This window comes from Epilithonimonas sp. (assembly GCF_036780765.1).
Classification (GTDB): Bacteria; Bacteroidota; Bacteroidia; order Flavobacteriales; family Weeksellaceae; genus Epilithonimonas.
On the sequence record NZ_DAIQCG010000004.1, the window covers coordinates 133484 to 150712 of the forward strand.

A 17229-nucleotide genomic window follows, 5' to 3' on the forward strand; every position below is an offset into this window, starting at 1 on the left:
CAAAATCGATAACAATTGATTACTTTTGTTTCTATGACTTCAACAGACAAAAGATTATTTCTTATCGATGCTTACGCCATGATTTTCCGTGGGTATTTTGCATTCATTAAAAATCCTAGAATTTCTACAAAAGGTGTGAATACATCTGCTATTTTCGGTTTTACAAATTCTTTAATAGAATTGATAAAAAGAGAGCAACCAACACATCTGGCTGTAGTTTTTGATGTCGGAAGAACCAATGTTCGTCACGAGGATTATGCAGAATACAAAGCGAATCGTCTTGAAACGCCTGAGCCGATTCTTTTAGCAAAACCTTACATCCATAATATTCTGGAAGCGATGCATATTCCGATTTTGGGGGTGGAAGGTTATGAAGCGGATGATGTTATCGGAACAATTGCCTGCAAAGCGGAAAAGCAAGGTTACAATGTTTTTATGGTGACGCCTGACAAAGATTTTGCTCAATTGGTTACCGAAAAAATCAAAATGTACAAGCCAAGTATGAAAGGTGGCGATATAGAAATCCTTGGTGTTGAAGAAGTTTTAGCTAAATATGAGATCAACGATCCAAAGCAAATCATCGATTATCTAGGAATGATGGGTGATGCCGTTGATAATATCCCAGGTTTGGAAGGTGTTGGAGAAAAGACCGCTAAGAAGTTTATTCAGGAATTTGGATCTATGGAAAACCTTTTGGCCAATACACATTTGTTAAAAGGAAAGCTTAAAGAAAAAGTTGAAGCTAGTGCAGAAAGAGGTTTGTTATCCAAAAAGTTAGCAACGATTCTTTGTGATGCTCCGATTGATTTTTTGGAAGAACAATATGATTTGGATGTTCCAGATTTTGAAAAAGTTAAAGAGATTTTTGATGAGTTGGAATTCCGAAGACTCTATGAAAATCTTTACCGTGCATTCTCTAATAAAGAATATGTTGAAGAACTAATGGAAGTTGAGAATCCGGTTGGTGGGAAAATCGAAGCAAAAGTTGCGTCACATAAAAACGGAACAATGGATCTTTTTGCGAGTTTCGAACAATTGGAACAATCCACCACGACAAAAACCAATATCGAAGAAAATGACCATTTATATCAATACATCGATTCTCCAAAAGCTCAGAAAGTCCTTGTAGAAAACCTTCTAAAGCAAAAAGCTGTTTGTTTTGATACAGAAACAACTTCTCTCAATGAGTTGGAAGCTGAATTGATTGGGATGAGTTTTTCCTATAAAAAAGGATTGGCTTACTACATTCCGATTTCTGAAAATCAGGAAGAAGCACAGAAAACAATTGAGATTTTCCGTCCGTTTTTCGAAGATCAAAATGTCCTAAAAATTGCTCATAATCTGAAATACGATGTAAAAGTTCTTCAGAATTATAATATAGATGTGATAGGAAAATTGTTTGATACAATGATTGCGCACTATCTTCTGAATCCAGATGGACGACACGGAATGGATTATCTTTCCGAGATGTATTTGGATTATAAACCTGTTTCCATCGAGACTTTGATTGGAAAAAAAGGGAAGAATCAATTGACGCTTCGTGAAGTTGATTTGGTGACTCAAACCAATTATGCAGCGGAAGATGCTGATGTTACTTTTCAATTATATGAACTCTTTGCGCCACAATTAGCCAAAGAAAATTTGGAAGAATTATTCTTCAAAGTCGAAATGCCATTGATGAAAGTTTTGGCCAAAATAGAATTGACAGGTGTAAAACTTGATGAAAAATGGTTAGCTCAAGAAAGTATTGATTTGGAAAATGATTTAAAAGTTTTAGAATCAAAAATTTTCGAATTGTCTGGAGAAGAGTTCAATATGAATTCGCCAAAGCAATTAGGAGAAATCTTGTTTGATAAAATGCAACTGGATCCGAAAGCTAAAAAAACCAAAACCGGACAATATGCAACTTCAGAAGATGTATTGCAAAAATTATCTTCTAAGCACGAAATCATTACTTCAATCCTGGAATACAGAACTTTACAGAAACTGAAATCGACTTATGTTGATGCTTTACCGGGCCAGATTGATAAAAAAGACAATCGTGTTCATACAACTTTTGCACAAACCGTTGCCGCAACAGGCCGTTTGGCGAGTGTGAATCCGAATCTTCAAAATATCCCAATCCGAACTTTGAGAGGCCAACAAATCCGCGGTGCTTTTGTTTCTGATGAAGGAAAAAAAATCATTTCAGCCGATTATTCTCAAATTGAATTAAGATTAATTGCAGAAATTTCCGGCGAGCAAAATATGATAAAGGCTTTCCAAAATGGCGAAGATATCCACGTTTCTACAGCTGCAAAATTATTTAACATTCCTCTTGAAGAAGTCACGAAAACTCAGAGAAGTCAGGCAAAAACAGTTAATTTTGGAATTATCTATGGTCAAGGTGCTTTTGCTTTGGCAGAACAAACCGGACTTTCCAGATCAGAAGCCAAGAAAATGATTGATTCTTATTATGAGAATTATCCAAGACTCAAAGAATATATGGCAGAGCAGGTGAAAAAAGCTCAGGATTTTGGTTATGTAGAAACTATTCTTGGTAGAAAACGCCATTTGAAAGATATCAATTCCAGCAATTTTGTAGTTAAAGCTCACGCCGAAAGAAACGCCGTGAATGCGCCAATCCAAGGAAGCGCAGCAGACATTATTAAACTCGCAATGATAAAAATTGATCAAGAACTGGAAGCACAAAATCTTGAAACCAAAATGCTTTTACAGGTTCACGATGAATTACTTTTTGAAGTTCCTCTCCATGAAATTGAAATCGCAAAATCTCTAATCAAAAAAGAAATGGAATCTGCTTTTGAAACCGAAGTTCCTTTACTGGTAGAAGTTGGTGTTGGCGATAATTGGTTGGAAGCACATTAATAAAATTATGACTTAATAAGTTATAAATGATTAATTATTAAAAACATACCATATGAAAGCAGTAGTATTTTACGAGCACGCAACAGACAAAACAATGGATGAGTTTATGGCAGTTTTTCCTCGTCACGAAGCTTTTGAAGCTGAGTTTCTGAAGTCTGGAAAAGTCTTGGGAACAGGCGCGTTTGCTAATGCTGGAGAAGGTGCAATGGCGATTTTTGTGGACAGACAAGCGGCGGAAGATTTTGTAAATGGCGATCCATTTGTTCAGGAAGGTTTGATTGCAAAAACCACTATAAGAGAATGGAATGATGAATTGGCATAATTTGTTCTGTTTAATTGACTTTAAACAATAAAAATCAATATTATGATTTCACAAATAATTCCAAAATTACCTTTTATTGACAAAGAGAAAACTTTGCAGTATTATCAGAATTTAGGTTTTGAATTTCCTGCCGATTATGGTCAATATTTGATTGCGATTTATAATAATTCGGAGCTTCATTTTTTTGAGTTTGAAAGTTTGATTCCTGAGAAATCAGATTTTATGCTGTATCTGAAAATTTCTAATAATATCGATAAATTTTATCAGCAAATTCAGGATAAAGGAATTGAAATCCACCCCAATGGAAGTCTGGAAACAAAACCTTGGGGAATGAAAGAGTTTTCTTTAATTGACCCGAATGGAACTTTACTAACTTTCGGCGAAAAAAATGAATTAATATGATCGAAAAATTGATGCTAAGTCCTAATATTATTGGAATCATTTTCATTTTAGCAGGATTGATTCAAATGATTTTTCCACCAAAAAAGATCAATAGTCTTTACGGCTACAGAACGCCTCGGTCTATGAAAAATTTCGAGGTTTGGAATTTTGCGCAGAAATTATCACCCAAAATATTAATTCTAATAGGTTTTGTATTGATTCTATTTGGAATAATCGCTTTACTTTTAGGATTGCAAGAAGTGCTAATCAATTCAATTGGATTTGGATTAATGCTTTTATTTGCGATAATTCTCTTCTTTTATATGGAATCTGCCATCAAGAAAAAGTTTCCTTAGAATTGTAACATTAGTTTTAGAAAATCGACATAATAAAAAATTAATTTTATGAAATCGCTATAAGGCGATTCCATATCACAACAAAAAAATAAATATCAACATATGAAAAATATTAAACTATACGGATTTTTCATTGGAGCAGCACTTTTGACAAGTTGTGCATCCAGTAAAAATTTCGGTTATGATGGAAAAGGTTTCAAAGAAGCCTATAACAGTATTACTGCCGAGGAACTGAAAACCAATCTTTATGTAATTGCTGGTGATGATATGGAAGGTAGAGATACCGGAAGTGCGGGGCAGAAAAAGGCCGGCGTTTATATGATTGAGCAATACAAGAAAAACGGTATTGGTTTCCCTGCTGCATTGGGTTCTTATTATCAAAAAGTACCTTCTGAAGCTATGAAAAAATATGGTGAAACTTTGCCGGATTCTGAAAATATAATGGCCTACATAGAAGGTTCTGAAAAACCAAATGAAGTGATTGTTATCTCAGGACATTATGATCACGTTGGGATGAAAAATGGTGAAGTTTACAACGGTGCAGATGATGACGGAAGTGGAACTGTGGCTGTGATGGAGATTGCACAAGCTTTTCAGGAAGCTAAGAAAAAAGGTTACGGACCAAAACGTTCTATTCTTTTTCTACATGTAACAGGCGAGGAACATGGACTTTTTGGATCAGAATATTACTCAGATCATCCGGTTTTTCCTTTGGCTAATACCGTTGCAGACCTTAATATTGATATGATTGGAAGGGATGATCCTGAAAATAGAGGCAAACAATACGTCTATGTTATCGGATCTGAGATGTTGAGTACCGAATTGAAAAAAATCAATGAAGAAGCTAACAAAAAATCTGTGAATCTGGAACTGAATTATAAATATGATGATCCAAAAGATCCGCAGAGATTGTATTACAGATCAGACCATTACAACTTTGCAAAGCATAATATCCCGGTTGCATTTTTCTTTGATGGCATCCACGAGGATTATCACAAACCAACAGATACGCCAGACAAAATTGATTATCCATTGTTGCAAAAAAGAACACAATTGGTTTTCACGACTGCTTGGGAATTGGCAAACAGACCAGAAAGAATCGTAGTTGATGGAAAGAATACAAGATAAATTTCAATTTAATAAAAACAAAAACCAGCTTATTGTAAGCTGGTTTTTTATTTGAATTAATTACCAAAATCATTATTTTTGACTTCTGGATTGTCTAAAAATCTGTAGAGATAAGGCGCTTTGTTTGCTGATCCGCTGTAATGTTTTTCTAGTCTCTCCAGAATATTCATACTCAATATTTTTCTTTGGAAATTATTTCTTCTAAGTGGTTCTCCCAAGATAGATTCGTACAGATTTTGAAGTTCTTTCATCGTGAATTTATCAGGCAAAAGATTACTTCCCATTACTTGATAATCAATATTTTTTCTGAGATAAAGAAGACCTTTTTCAATCATTTCTTTGTGATCAAAAGCTAGATTTGGGATTTCATCAACATCAAACCATTGGCAAACTTCGTTAAAAGAATCTGGGAAAGTGTAAGTCAATGTGTAATCTATCAAAGCATAATATCCTACAGAAATGAAACGCTGATAAATCCAGTGATTGGTATCAACCTTGATATTTTTGTTCTCTAAAAGTTTTTGATGCGTATTGTTTTCTGTTCTTTTGATATCCCCAAAAGTGTAGAATTGCTCCATAAAAACATCCGAAAGATGTGTTCTTTCATACAAAGTTCTGGCGGCAGCGTCATTCAGATTCTCATCATTAAAAATAAATCCTCCGGGAACTGCCCAAAGGTCAAGATCGTGATATTTTAACAACAAAACCTTGAGTGTATCCTTATGAAACCCGAAAATAACACAATCTACAGACACGTGTTCCACGAAGTCTTTGGTGTCTATAAGTTCCTTTAAATTCTGTTTATTCTTGTTGGTTTCGGTCATAGGTTATATTGGTTTTGTTGAGAAAAAAAGTGAGACCAAATATAATTAATAATGGGAATAAAATAAATATTGGATAAAAATTACTCATATTTTTATGAAAAACCCCCGCCATATACAAAGAACCGACTGAACTTCCCAAGGATGAACAAATCATTACAATTGATATTAACAAGTGCGTTTTTTCCTTTGGAACTTTATTAAGAATTTCTGCATTATAGAGTGGAAATAAGGGTGATAGAAATAATCCAATCAAAGGCATTAAGAATATAAGCAAGAATTTATAATCCAAATAAAAATTAGAAATGATGATTTGACAAATTGCCAAAATGGTGAAAACTGTAAAAAAGCAAATCAGTACCAATTTGAACCAATGGAATCTTAAAATCAATCTGCTGTTAATCAATCTGCCAAAGAAGGAAAATAAAGCTAAAAATGCAGAAGCCTGCAACGCAAAATAGGAATTAAGTTTCAAATTATTCCTAAAAAAACTTGGTAACCAGGAATTAAAACTTTGTTCCACAAAAACCATAAAAAAGACAATGATGAAGAAATAAATGATTTTTGCATTAAGGTAAAATTTCCATTCGCCTGATTTTTTTTCTATGTTAGAATTCTTTACTTCATCGATTTTTAAAGGTTTTAGCATCAGAATATTAATGATACTTAAAACTGCAATTACCCAAAATCCGAATTTCCAATACTGCGAATAAGAACTAGTCAACAAACTTCCGAAACCGATATTAACAAAAAAGATTCCAATCATAAAAGAAGCATCGACACTGCTGATCGCACTTGCCAATTGCTTGTCCTGAAAATTATTTTTGATAATACTGAAGACCGATATTTTAGCCAAAGCAAAACTTACCCCAACAATACTGAGCCAAATCTTGAAAAACCAAAAAGCATCTACAAGAGGAAGTGCAATGCAACTTGTCACAATAAAAATTAGAGAAAAAATCAAGGCATTTTTGTTTCCAGTTTTAGCAATCCAATTAACACAAAACAACGATACAACTGCCATTGGAATGTCTTTAAATGACTCTAAAAAACCTAAACCTTTGTATGAAATTTTCTCCGAAAGTTGGAGGATAATCACACCCATGCTGTTAAGCAACATAGAGAAGATTAAAAAGCTCAACATTAGTGGAGCTTTTATCGATTTTTCATTAACATTCATTTAATCGGTCTTAACTTAAACTTAACAATTGGAAGTGTTTTTGGGGATTCCAAATATAACAATTATAATGACAGTAGCAATAATAAGCATCGTTAAATTATCGATAAACAGTGACTTTTCGAAAAAATAAAAAAATAATTTTGTCATAACAAAAAAAAAGATACTTTTATTGTCTCAGTTTGAGATTAACAAAAATTAATTAAAATATGAACTTAAAGTATTCAAAATGTCTAGGGTTAGCCGCTGTACTTTACTTCACAGCCAATTACTCAGCGCAACAACGGGTAAGTGACACTGCTTCTAAAGAAAAAACGATAGAAGAAGTGGTGGTTATCGGTTATGGGACTCAAAAGAAAAGCAATGTAACAGGAGCCATTGCAAGCATTAAAGCATCGGATATTGAGAATATCCCTGCTGGAAAACCAGAACAAGTGCTGCAAGGTAGAGCAGCAGGTGTTAATGTTGTTTCGAATTCTGGTCAACCAGGTGCATCAGCATCTATTAGAGTAAGAGGTATTACTAGTTATAATTCTAACAATGATCCACTTTGGGTTGTAGATGGAATTGTGGTAGACGGAATTGGCTGGCTTTCTCAAAGTGATATCGAAAGTATAGAAGTTTTGAAAGATGGAGCTTCTTCAGCAATTTATGGTGTTTCTGCTGCTAGAGGTGTAATATTAGTGACTACAAAAAAAGGTAAAGCAGGAAGACTCAACTTATCATATAATGGTTTTTTTGGAGTAAGTAATGCAGCAAGAAAATTAGACTTGCTAAATGCTACACAATATGCAACTGTAATTAATGAAGGATTTGCTAATGATGGTAGTCCAGTTAGATTTGCTAATCCATCATCATTTGGTGATGGTACAGACTGGCAGGATATTATTTTCAGTTCTGCAGATCGACAGAATCATGAAATCAGTGTTCAGGGTGGAAATGAGAAGTCAACCTTTTTTGGTTCATTTGGTTATTACGATCAATCAGGGATTGTAATGAGAGATATATCTTATTACAAAAGATTGACTGCAAGATTAAACTCGACGCATAAAGTGACAAGTTGGTTAACATTAGGGCAAACCTTTGCTTATACTAATCAAAAGAATCATGGAATTAATGCTAATGGTGAGTTTGGAGGACCATTAAGCTCCGCAGTAAACCTTGATCCAATTACTCAAGCTGTGATTACAGATATGTCAACCGTAAATTCAGCACTATACTCAAATCCTAATATTGTACGTGATCCAAATGGTAATCCTTATGGTATCTCTCCTTACGTTAATCAGGAAATGTCCAATCCATTAGCTTTCAAATATACTCAACTTGGTCAGCAGAACTGGTCTGATGACTTAATTGCAAGTGTTTTTGGTGAAGTTAAATTTTTGGATAATTTGACTTTAAGATCTTCTTTAAATGGTAAAAAAGCATATTGGGGCAACCAAGGTTTCACACCATTATTCTATTTGAATCCGAATTATAGTAATCTTGCCAACAACAGCTTGAGTAGAACTACCCAAACAAAATTTGAGTGGAGTATGGAGAATACTTTAACTTACCTTTTCAAGTTTGGTGAACATAATTTTAATGCATTGATAGGTACTGGTTACTATGATTATAATATTGGTGGGGGTCAAACTGTTACATATACCAATCTGCCAATCAGTAATTATCAAGATGCTTCTTTCAATTTTTATGTACCACTCGAAAACAAAACGGTTAATGCTTGGGATAATGTAGAATGGAACAAAGCATCATATTTTGGAAGATTAATATATGATTATAAAAATAAATATCTATTTACAGGAACATTGAGATATGATGGCTCATCAGTATTTGCTTCAGATAAACATTGGGGAGTTTTTCCTTCATTCTCATTAGGATGGAATCTTGACAAAGAGAATTTCTGGCCAGAAAATAAAGTTGTAACAGCTTTGAAACTTAGAGGAGGATATGGAAATTTAGGTAACGATGGTATTGGAACATTTTTATATGCAACATATTATATTCCAGGTGCAAATTATACAGATGGTAATGGTAATGTAATGCCAGGATATTTTCCAAACACACTTGCAAATAATAAACTCAAGTGGGAGAGTACAAGACAAACTAACATTGCTGCTGATATGAAACTATTTAGAGATTTTTCTTTAACTGTGGATGTGTATAATAAAACGACTTATGATATTTTAAGACCAGTACAAATCCCTGGTTATGTTGGAGTTACTGGTGTAGCTGTGGCTAATGCGGGAGATATGGAAAATAAAGGTATCGAAGTAGAATTTGGTTACAAAAAGACACTTAATGATTTCACAATATCATTCAACAGTAATTTTGCATACAATGAGAATAAAGTTTTATCACTAGTAAGTGGTCAAAAATTTGAAGATAGAGCAGGCTTCCAATCAATGGGTCCTATCCAAAGAATAGTTCCTGGAGAATCTTATAACAGTTTTTATGGTTTCCAGACGCTAGGTGTTTTTCAAAATCAAGCTCAGATTGATGCTTATGTTAATGGAAGCGGTCAGAGGTATCAATCTAATGCCAAACCAGGAGATTTTATATGGGCAGACTCTAATGGAGATGGTGTAATTAATGATGAAGATAAAGTTAACCTAGGAAATTCAATTCCAAAATTCAACTTTGGAGCAACATTAAATTTAAATTACAAAAACTGGGACTTGATGGTTTTTGGTCAAGGTGCTGCAGGACACAAAGTATTCCAAGGTTTGAGAAGATTAGATATTCTTGATGCTAACTATCAAACCAAAATTCTTGACAGATGGACTGGTGAAGGTTCTACAAATGATAATCCAAGATTAACAAGAGCCGATCTTAATAAAAATTATTCAAGACTTTCAGATTGGTACTTGCAAAAAGGAGATTACTTTAGAATTAAACTAATATCAATCGGTTATACATTACCTCAGTCTGTTTCTGAAAACTTTGGTACTAGTAAAGTAAGATTCTATGTTACTGGAGAAAATGTTTTCACTTTTACAAAATATACAGGTTATGATCCAGAAATTGCTGCTGGTGATTCTTACGGTATTGATAGAGCATTTTATCCACAAGCTAGAACTTTTATGTTTGGTGCTAATATAACTTTCTAAAAAAATAACAATGAAAAATAAAATATTAAAAATAAGCTTTGCGGCAATATTTCTAGTAAGTATGCCAAATTTAGTAGTTTCTTGTACGGACGAAGATTTAGAAGAAAAAGAATATAAAGGAGCTTTCGCAAACTTTTTCCGTAATGAACAGGAATGTTTCTTTGCTCTTGTAGGCACCTATGATCCGCTAAGAAAATATGCTGGCGGCTTCGAAAATATGGTGACATTTTATAATGCAGCATCTGATGATTTCTATGCTGGTGGAGGAAGTGCAACAGATGGTGCTGGAATTCAAGGAGCTTCCAACTGGCAAATTAATCAGACAACAATGCCTGCAAGCTATTGGAAAGATTATTATCAAGGTATAGCAAGAGCCAACGAGGTTATTAAAAGAGTACCTGATGCAAGTATGAGTGATGCAATAAAAAGCCGTTTTATCTCAGAAGCTAAAACTCTTCGTGCTATTTATTATTTTGATTTATTAAGAGTTTTTGGGAATATTCCATTGATTTTAAATACATTTACTGTTACTGATGACTTTTATAATGTGCCACAGGTAACACCTGCAGAAGTATATGCACAGATAGAAAAAGATCTATCAGAGGCTATACCAAATCTGCCAATGACTGTTAGTGGTGGTGAAAGAGGAAGACTGACACAAGGAGCAGCTAAAGCATTATTAGGTAAAGTTTATTTATATCAAAAGAAAAATGCAGAAGCAACAGTTCTTTTAGCGGAAGTCAATGGAACACCCGGTGGAACTAGTCAATATGGATACAAACTAGTGGATAACTATAATAGCCTTTGGATTACTGATAATAAGTTTACTACAGAGTCTGTCTTTGAAGTTACTCACACTAATAAAGGTAATTCTGATTGGAGTTTTTGGGGTGCTGGAAATGATGAAGGTAATTCTATTTGTATTATGACGGCTCCAAGATCATACACTAGAAAAACTAATGATGCTCCAGATGTTGTTGGTGGATGGGCATTTAATACTGTAACTACAGATCTTTACAATTTTATGCAAGGTGATCCAAGAATGTCTGCAACCATTCTAAATATGGCAATGCTCAAGCAAGAAAGTAAAGCAGATTATTCTCCCGCGTATATGGATACAGGTTACTTCTTAAATAAATATATGCCGACAAGAGATGAAGTAACAACTCTTCCAGGCGCTACTGAACTTAATTATCGACAAAACTATATCCTTATCAGATTAGCAGATACTTATTTGATGGAGGCTGAAGCTTTAGGAGGAACAGGAAGTAGAGCTCAAGCATTGCTGGATGCTGTAAGAGCAAGAGTTGGTTTAGCATCTGTTCCTGTAAGTTTACAAGCTGTAAAAGATGAAAGAAGAAAAGAGTTAGCTGGCGAAGGTCATAGATTTTTTGACTTAGTAAGATGGGGAGAAGCAGCAAGTAAACTTTCCAGTAGAGGATTCGTTGCTGGTAAAAATGAAATTATGCCAATACCTCTGACTGAACTTACTGGTACAGCATTAAAACAAAACCCACATTATAATAATTAATTATGAAAAATTATCTAAAACAGACTTTATTTATAGGATTATCAGTATTCGCAGTTTCTTGTGCACCTGATAGGGTCGATGGTGATGGAAATGGTTTAGTTCCTACTAATTCTGATGCATCTTTCACCGTAACAAAAACATCAGAAAACCATTATAGACTGTCTGCTTCCAATAATAATTATATCTCATCAAAATGGGATTTGGGTGATGGAGGCGGATTTGGAGCTGGTCCTAATATTTATGATGTTTTCATCCCAGATGAAGGAACTTATAATATTCAACATCAGATTATTGGACAAGGAGGCCTTGTTGGCGGAACTGCTAGCCAAACAATTACAGTTGATAAATCTGACCCAGCTGCAGGAAATATGATTCAAGGTGGAAAGTTTACAGATGCAGCAGATGTTGCAAAGTGGTCATTAACTTTTCCTAATCCTTCCAATACAGCTTTGTGGGTTTGGGATCTTACAAACAAGAAAGCAACTTTTACAGCTACAGGCTGGGACAGAAATGTAATGTATCAAGCTGTTGAAGTAGTAGAAGGTCGCAAATACAAAGCAGATGCTGTTGTTAGTTCAAAAGGCGTTTCTGATTCTTGGTTTGAGATTTACGTAGGTTATACAAAACCTACTGCTAATACAGATTATACCGGAGATGGAAATGATTCTACTTGGTTAAGAGGTATCAATACTTGGGCGGGTAGTGGAACTTCTGCTTTCAATGGTAAAATTTCAATTGTTGGTTCAAAAAATTCCAATAATCCGGATGGTGTTTTTACAGCTACAAAATCTGGAGTTGCATATTTTGCAATCAGATCTGGTGGTAATGATATGAAAGACGGAATTTCTATTACGAATATAGAGTTCCGAGGCGTGAACTAATTTTTTCTAATCATATTCTTAGGTGAAAGAGGTCCTCAAAAAACCTCTTTCATTTTTTATATTAATCGAATATTTTTCTATGCTTTTCTTATGAAAGAGAGCTGTATTGGGTATGATCATTTCAATACAATTCTCTTGTTAGAAAATATTTTAAATCAATCTAATAAAATGTATAATAATAAGATTTTTCCAAATAAAGTACTGTTCTGTGGATTGACAGTTTTTTCATTACTGTTTTGTCAAAGCAACAATGTAGACGATTCTTCAAATCCTCCTACTAATGGTGGAGATAATGGTAATTATGCTGCTGCAAATGTATGGCTCACAAAAGCAGACGAAACCGTAAAACTCCAAAAGCAAAGCGATATTTTCTTCAATAATGCAAGCAACAATTATCAAACTCTTGATGTAGACGCTTCACAAAAATTTCAGACAATTGATGGTTTTGGATATACATTAACCGGTGGAAGTGTTGAGGTTATCAATCAGTTATCAACTTCTAAAAAAGAGGAATTACTACAGGAATTATTCTCAAATAAGGATAATTCTATTGGCGTAAGTTACATCAGACTAAGTATTGGCGCATCGGATTTGAACAGCAGTGTTTTTTCTTATGACGATATGCCGGCAGGGCAAACAGATATGTCTTTAGCTAATTTTTCTCTATCAAAAGACCAAGCTCTTATTGATATGCTGAAGAAAATATTGACCATCAATCCAAATATCAAAATTATGGCAACACCTTGGTCACCACCAGTTTGGATGAAAGATAACGGAAGTAGCATTGGTGGAAGTTTGAAACCAGAATATTATGGAGTTTATGCCCAATATTTTGTGAAATATATCCAAGGAATGAAAGCGCAGGGAATCACTGTTGATGCAATTACACCACAAAATGAGCCTTTGCATCCTGGAAACAATCCAAGTTTATTGATGACCGCTCCTCAACAAGCCACTTTTATTAAAAATAATTTAGGACCAGCATTTCAAGCAACTAATATCACAACTAAGATTGTTCTCTATGACCACAATTGTGACAAACCAGATTATCCATTGGAAATTTTAGCTGATGCAGATGCTGCGAAATATGTAGATGGTTCAGCTTTCCATTTATATGCTGGAAATATCTCGGTATTGAATAACGTTCATTTGGCTTATCCTTCTAAGAATCTTTATTTTACGGAACAATGGACGGGTTCTACATCTTCATTTTCGGATGATTTGATGTGGCATTCCAAAAATGTGATTATCGGTTCTATGAGAAACTGGAGCAAAATTGCTTTGGAATGGAATCTTGCCAATGACCCACAATTCAATCCACATACAGACGGCGGTTGTACACAATGTAAAGGTGCAGTTACAGTGAATTCGAGCGAGAATTTGACAAAAAATGTAGCGTATTATATCATTGCTCATGCATCGAAATTTGTTCCTCAAAATTCTCAAAGAATTGCTTCTACTCAACCAGGAAATCTAAGCTCGGTTGCTTTTACAAGACCTGATGGAAAAACAACTTTAATTGTTCTGAATGAAGGAAATGCAACAGAAAATTTCAATATCAAAATGAATGGTAAATCTGCAGCAACTTCTTTACCTGCAAGAGCTGTAGCAACTTTTGTTTTTTAAATCTAAATCCATAATGAATTCCAAAACACTTAAAATAGTATCTGTATTCGCATTGATTTCTGTCTTGAATATTTCCTGTTCGATTCAAAAAAACTCGGGTAAAGGAAAACTTGTTTTTCAGGATGAGTTCAATTATAAAGGATTACCAGATTCATCAAAATGGGAATTCGAAGTTGGTGGCGATGGTTTTGGGAATAATGAACTTCAGTTTTATACTAAAGACAGAACAGAAAATGCAAGAGTAGAAAATGGGAATCTCATCATCGAAGCTAAAAAAGAAAAGTGGGAGAAAAACGATTATACATCAGCAAAGCTGATTACCAAAAATACTTTCCCATTCCAATACGGAACTGTTGAGGTAAGAGCGAGATTACCAAAAGGTAAAGGAACTTGGCCAGCGATCTGGATGTTGAGCCAGAATATAAAAGAATGGCCAGATGATGGCGAAATAGATATTATGGAACATGTGGGTTATAATGAAGGTTTTGTGCACGGTTCTGTTCATACCAAGAAGTATAATCATATCATCAACACTCAAAAAACGGATACAATTATCATCAAAGATGTGGCCGAAAACTTCCACGTTTACAGAGCAGATTGGTCACCAGAGAAAATCGAAATGTTCGTGGATGATCAAAAGTTTTTCACTTACATCAAAACCGAAAATGATTACGAAGCTTGGCCTTTTGACCAACCATTTTATTTGATTCTGAATCAAGCCGTAGGAGGGAATTGGGGTGGAAAAGAAGGTGTAGATTCTACAATTTATCCTCAGAAATTCTGGATAGATTATGTCAGAATTTATAAAAAATAATCAATTGAATTTATAATTTTCACAGACTATATTTTTATAGTTATATATTATTTTCTAGGAACAGTAGCTTTTTTAAGGCTGCTGTTTTTTATTTTTATTTTCGAGTTCGCTAATAGAATCTCTGAAGCAAATTTTTCGCAGGAATTGAAATATTAGACCGAAATATAGAAATAAAATATGTGATTATAACTCTATAAAAGTGTAGTTATAAAATGTCCTATAATTTATATTATGTTAAATTAGATATTATAACTAACTGATTATTATTGCTATTTTAAAAAGTAACGCTAAAAAAATATCCAAAATTTTTACAAACTTCGGATATTAATATTCTCTAAAATTTTATAACTGAATCTTAGCAATTAGTAGATAAAAATTAGTTCGTTCTAAACTCATTTAAAATTTTGCCTGTGTGAGTTACAATTTGATTGAAAATTTTATAACAGATTCTCAGCGATTAGAAATTAAAAATTACTCAATTCTAAAATCAACTAAAGAATCAAGTTTCGGAAATTTCTTTACAGATACAAATCGTTTATCTGCACAGTCGATTTCGGTCCAACCTTTTTTATGATTCAGATCGCCAACTTCTACAACGTATGGTTGATAAGTCAGTTTTTGGTTCTCATCCAAAATTTCTCTGTATTGAACAGCAATATCCAGAATACATTCAAAATCTGTATTTAACTTTACATTTCTATAAATAAGGTCAAAATGTGTTTCTTTATTTTGAGGAATATCAAAGTAAGTTTCATAGCTCAACGTATTACCTTTAAGCACAGAGATTGCCTTTAAAGCAAAATATAAAGCCTGAGTATAATATTCACGTGTTTTGCGACGTTCCAAATCATTTTCGAAAAATCCACCTTCAAATAAAATCGCAGGAATACCGGATTTCATAAAATTGTCACCGGTAGATGTTGGGTAAAATTCATCTGTATATTTTGCAATTCTATTAGGCAAAATCTGTTTCATCTGCATATAGATTGCGGCAATTACAGCCATACTTTTTTTCCTGTTTTCAGTAATATCTCTTTCAGCATTTTCTGATGGTGATAAAAAGGATAATGTCGCCGGATGGATTCCATCTGTACTAAAAATCGTCCTCTGATCGTGAAGATTTAACAGATAACTGTAATTTCCGTTTAGTACAACAGATTTCAAAACACGGATTTCATTACTCGAATTTCTAATAAAATCTCTGTTAATATCAATATCATAAGCATTTCGTCTCGTCCAAGCTTCAGAGCCATCAGGATTTAGCATAAAAATGAAATCCAGTTGGATTAATGTAAAAAGCTTGTCTTTCAATTCAGGATTCTTATCAAATATGGATAACAAATCCAGCATTGCTAATGTCGCAGTGGATTCATTACCGTGCATTTGTGACCAAGCTGCAACTTTCAAATTTCCATTTCCTAAAGACAACATATAGATAGGTTTTCCCAAACTGGATTTTCCTATCTCTTTTATATCATCGCTGTAATTGTCCTCTAAGTAAGAAAATAATTTTTCAGGCGAAATATAGCGATTTGGGAAATTAGCATTTTGGGAATACGGAAAATTAAAATTCATTTTTTCTTTGATTTGATTTGTCACAAAAATAACATTTAATCCGAAATAAACTAATTTACATTTGTAATATGTTTAAACAATACCAAATGTCACTTTGTCTGTTTATTATTTTGTGGAATACATTATTTTTATATTAAATTTATAATTTATATATTTTCAGTACTTTATAAACTTTAAATAAAGTTATTTTTTAAATTTACTTTAATACCAAATTTGCATTTATTGTTTGATTTGTTCAACAAAATACTAAACGTGTTTTAGTGTGTATTTCAAGATGTGTTACAAATGTATAAATGCTTAAAAGTCAATATTTTCTTTAATTCTTCGCATCTTTATCCACAGTTGTTAATTTTGATAAGTTTTTACCTTATTTTATTACCAAGTGGAATAATTATGTTAAATAAATTAGAATTAAAACACAGATGCAATCGACCTCTTCCCTGCTCTACTCTGCGATTTCTATTGTAAAAAAAGAATTTATAACTTCAGTAACTCACTTTTTTATAGACAATATTTTTGATGCTGAATAACGGAAATTTGGAATTGAAAAGATGTTATAAAGTTGCAGACTTTATGCATATTAACTTTATAATATGTTTACTATTCATATTATTTGCAAGCTATTAATTTGGCTGATTA

13 protein-coding genes are annotated in these 17229 nt (G+C 33.5%); 10 read left to right on the forward strand and 3 right to left on the reverse strand.

Annotated elements, in window-relative coordinates; all coding sequences use genetic code 11:
- The first annotated feature begins 33 nt into the window (after window positions 1–33).
- The 5 genes from polA (at window position 34) to V7P73_RS09180 (ending at window position 5055) form a co-directional block, all read left to right on the forward strand.
- The gene (gene polA / locus V7P73_RS09160; protein WP_333853084.1) at window positions 34–2868 is read left to right on the forward strand and encodes a DNA polymerase I; all 2835 of its coding nucleotides are present in this window, start codon (window positions 34–36) and stop codon (window positions 2866–2868) included.
- 52 nt (window positions 2869–2920) lie between these two features.
- Window positions 2921–3190 carry a YciI family protein gene (locus V7P73_RS09165; protein ID WP_333852914.1) on the forward strand — a complete coding sequence of 90 codons (270 nt, stop codon included), beginning with the start codon at window positions 2921–2923 and terminating at the stop codon, window positions 3188–3190.
- A gap of 42 nt (window positions 3191–3232) precedes the next feature.
- The gene (locus V7P73_RS09170; protein ID WP_333852915.1) at window positions 3233–3592 is read left to right on the forward strand and encodes a bleomycin resistance protein; all 360 of its coding nucleotides are present in this window, start codon (window positions 3233–3235) and stop codon (window positions 3590–3592) included.
- Window positions 3589–3927 (forward strand): SdpI family protein, encoded by a 339-nt coding sequence (locus V7P73_RS09175; protein WP_333852916.1) that lies wholly within the window; start codon window positions 3589–3591, stop codon window positions 3925–3927. Before V7P73_RS09170 ends, V7P73_RS09175 begins: the two co-directional genes overlap by 4 nt.
- A 102-nt stretch (window positions 3928–4029) precedes the next feature.
- Window positions 4030–5055 carry a M28 family metallopeptidase gene (locus tag V7P73_RS09180; RefSeq protein ID WP_333852917.1) on the forward strand — a complete coding sequence of 342 codons (1026 nt, stop codon included), beginning with the start codon at window positions 4030–4032 and terminating at the stop codon, window positions 5053–5055.
- A 56-nt stretch (window positions 5056–5111) separates the two neighbouring features.
- On the opposite strand, the gene V7P73_RS09185 is transcribed toward V7P73_RS09180, so the two are convergent.
- Window positions 5112–5879 carry an NUDIX hydrolase gene (locus tag V7P73_RS09185; protein ID WP_333852918.1) on the reverse strand — a complete coding sequence of 256 codons (768 nt, stop codon included), beginning with the start codon at window positions 5877–5879 and terminating at the stop codon, window positions 5112–5114.
- Window positions 5857–7020: an MFS transporter gene (locus V7P73_RS09190; protein ID WP_333852919.1), complete on the reverse strand. Its 1164-nt coding sequence runs from the start codon at window positions 7018–7020 to the stop codon at window positions 5857–5859. Before V7P73_RS09190 ends, V7P73_RS09185 begins: the two co-directional genes overlap by 23 nt.
- Window positions 7021–7262: 242 nt before the next feature.
- On the opposite strand from V7P73_RS09190, the gene V7P73_RS09195 reads away from it, so the two are divergent.
- From V7P73_RS09195 to V7P73_RS09215, 5 genes are all read left to right on the forward strand, one after another.
- Window positions 7263–10163 (forward strand): SusC/RagA family TonB-linked outer membrane protein, encoded by a 2901-nt coding sequence (locus V7P73_RS09195; RefSeq protein WP_333852920.1) that lies wholly within the window; start codon window positions 7263–7265, stop codon window positions 10161–10163.
- A gap of 61 nt (window positions 10164–10224) precedes the next feature.
- The gene (locus V7P73_RS09200) at window positions 10225–11694 is read left to right on the forward strand and encodes a RagB/SusD family nutrient uptake outer membrane protein (protein WP_333852921.1); all 1470 of its coding nucleotides are present in this window, start codon (window positions 10225–10227) and stop codon (window positions 11692–11694) included.
- A 2-nt stretch (window positions 11695–11696) separates the two neighbouring features.
- Window positions 11697–12575, forward strand: coding sequence for a hypothetical protein (locus tag V7P73_RS09205; RefSeq protein WP_333852922.1), 879 nt, complete (start codon window positions 11697–11699; stop codon window positions 12573–12575).
- A gap of 168 nt (window positions 12576–12743) precedes the next feature.
- Entirely contained in the window at window positions 12744–14201 is a 1458-nt protein-coding gene (locus V7P73_RS09210) for a glycoside hydrolase family 30 protein (RefSeq protein WP_333852923.1), read from the forward strand.
- Between the two features lie 13 nt (window positions 14202–14214).
- Complete coding sequence (locus V7P73_RS09215) at window positions 14215–15015, forward strand: glycoside hydrolase family 16 protein (protein ID WP_333852924.1); 801 nt, start codon at window positions 14215–14217, stop codon at window positions 15013–15015.
- Between the two features lie 471 nt (window positions 15016–15486).
- Here the strand turns inward: V7P73_RS09215 and V7P73_RS09220 are convergent, their stop codons facing one another.
- Complete coding sequence (locus V7P73_RS09220; protein ID WP_333852925.1) at window positions 15487–16590, reverse strand: M14 family zinc carboxypeptidase; 1104 nt, start codon at window positions 16588–16590, stop codon at window positions 15487–15489.
- Window positions 16591–17229: the final 639 nt, after the last annotated feature.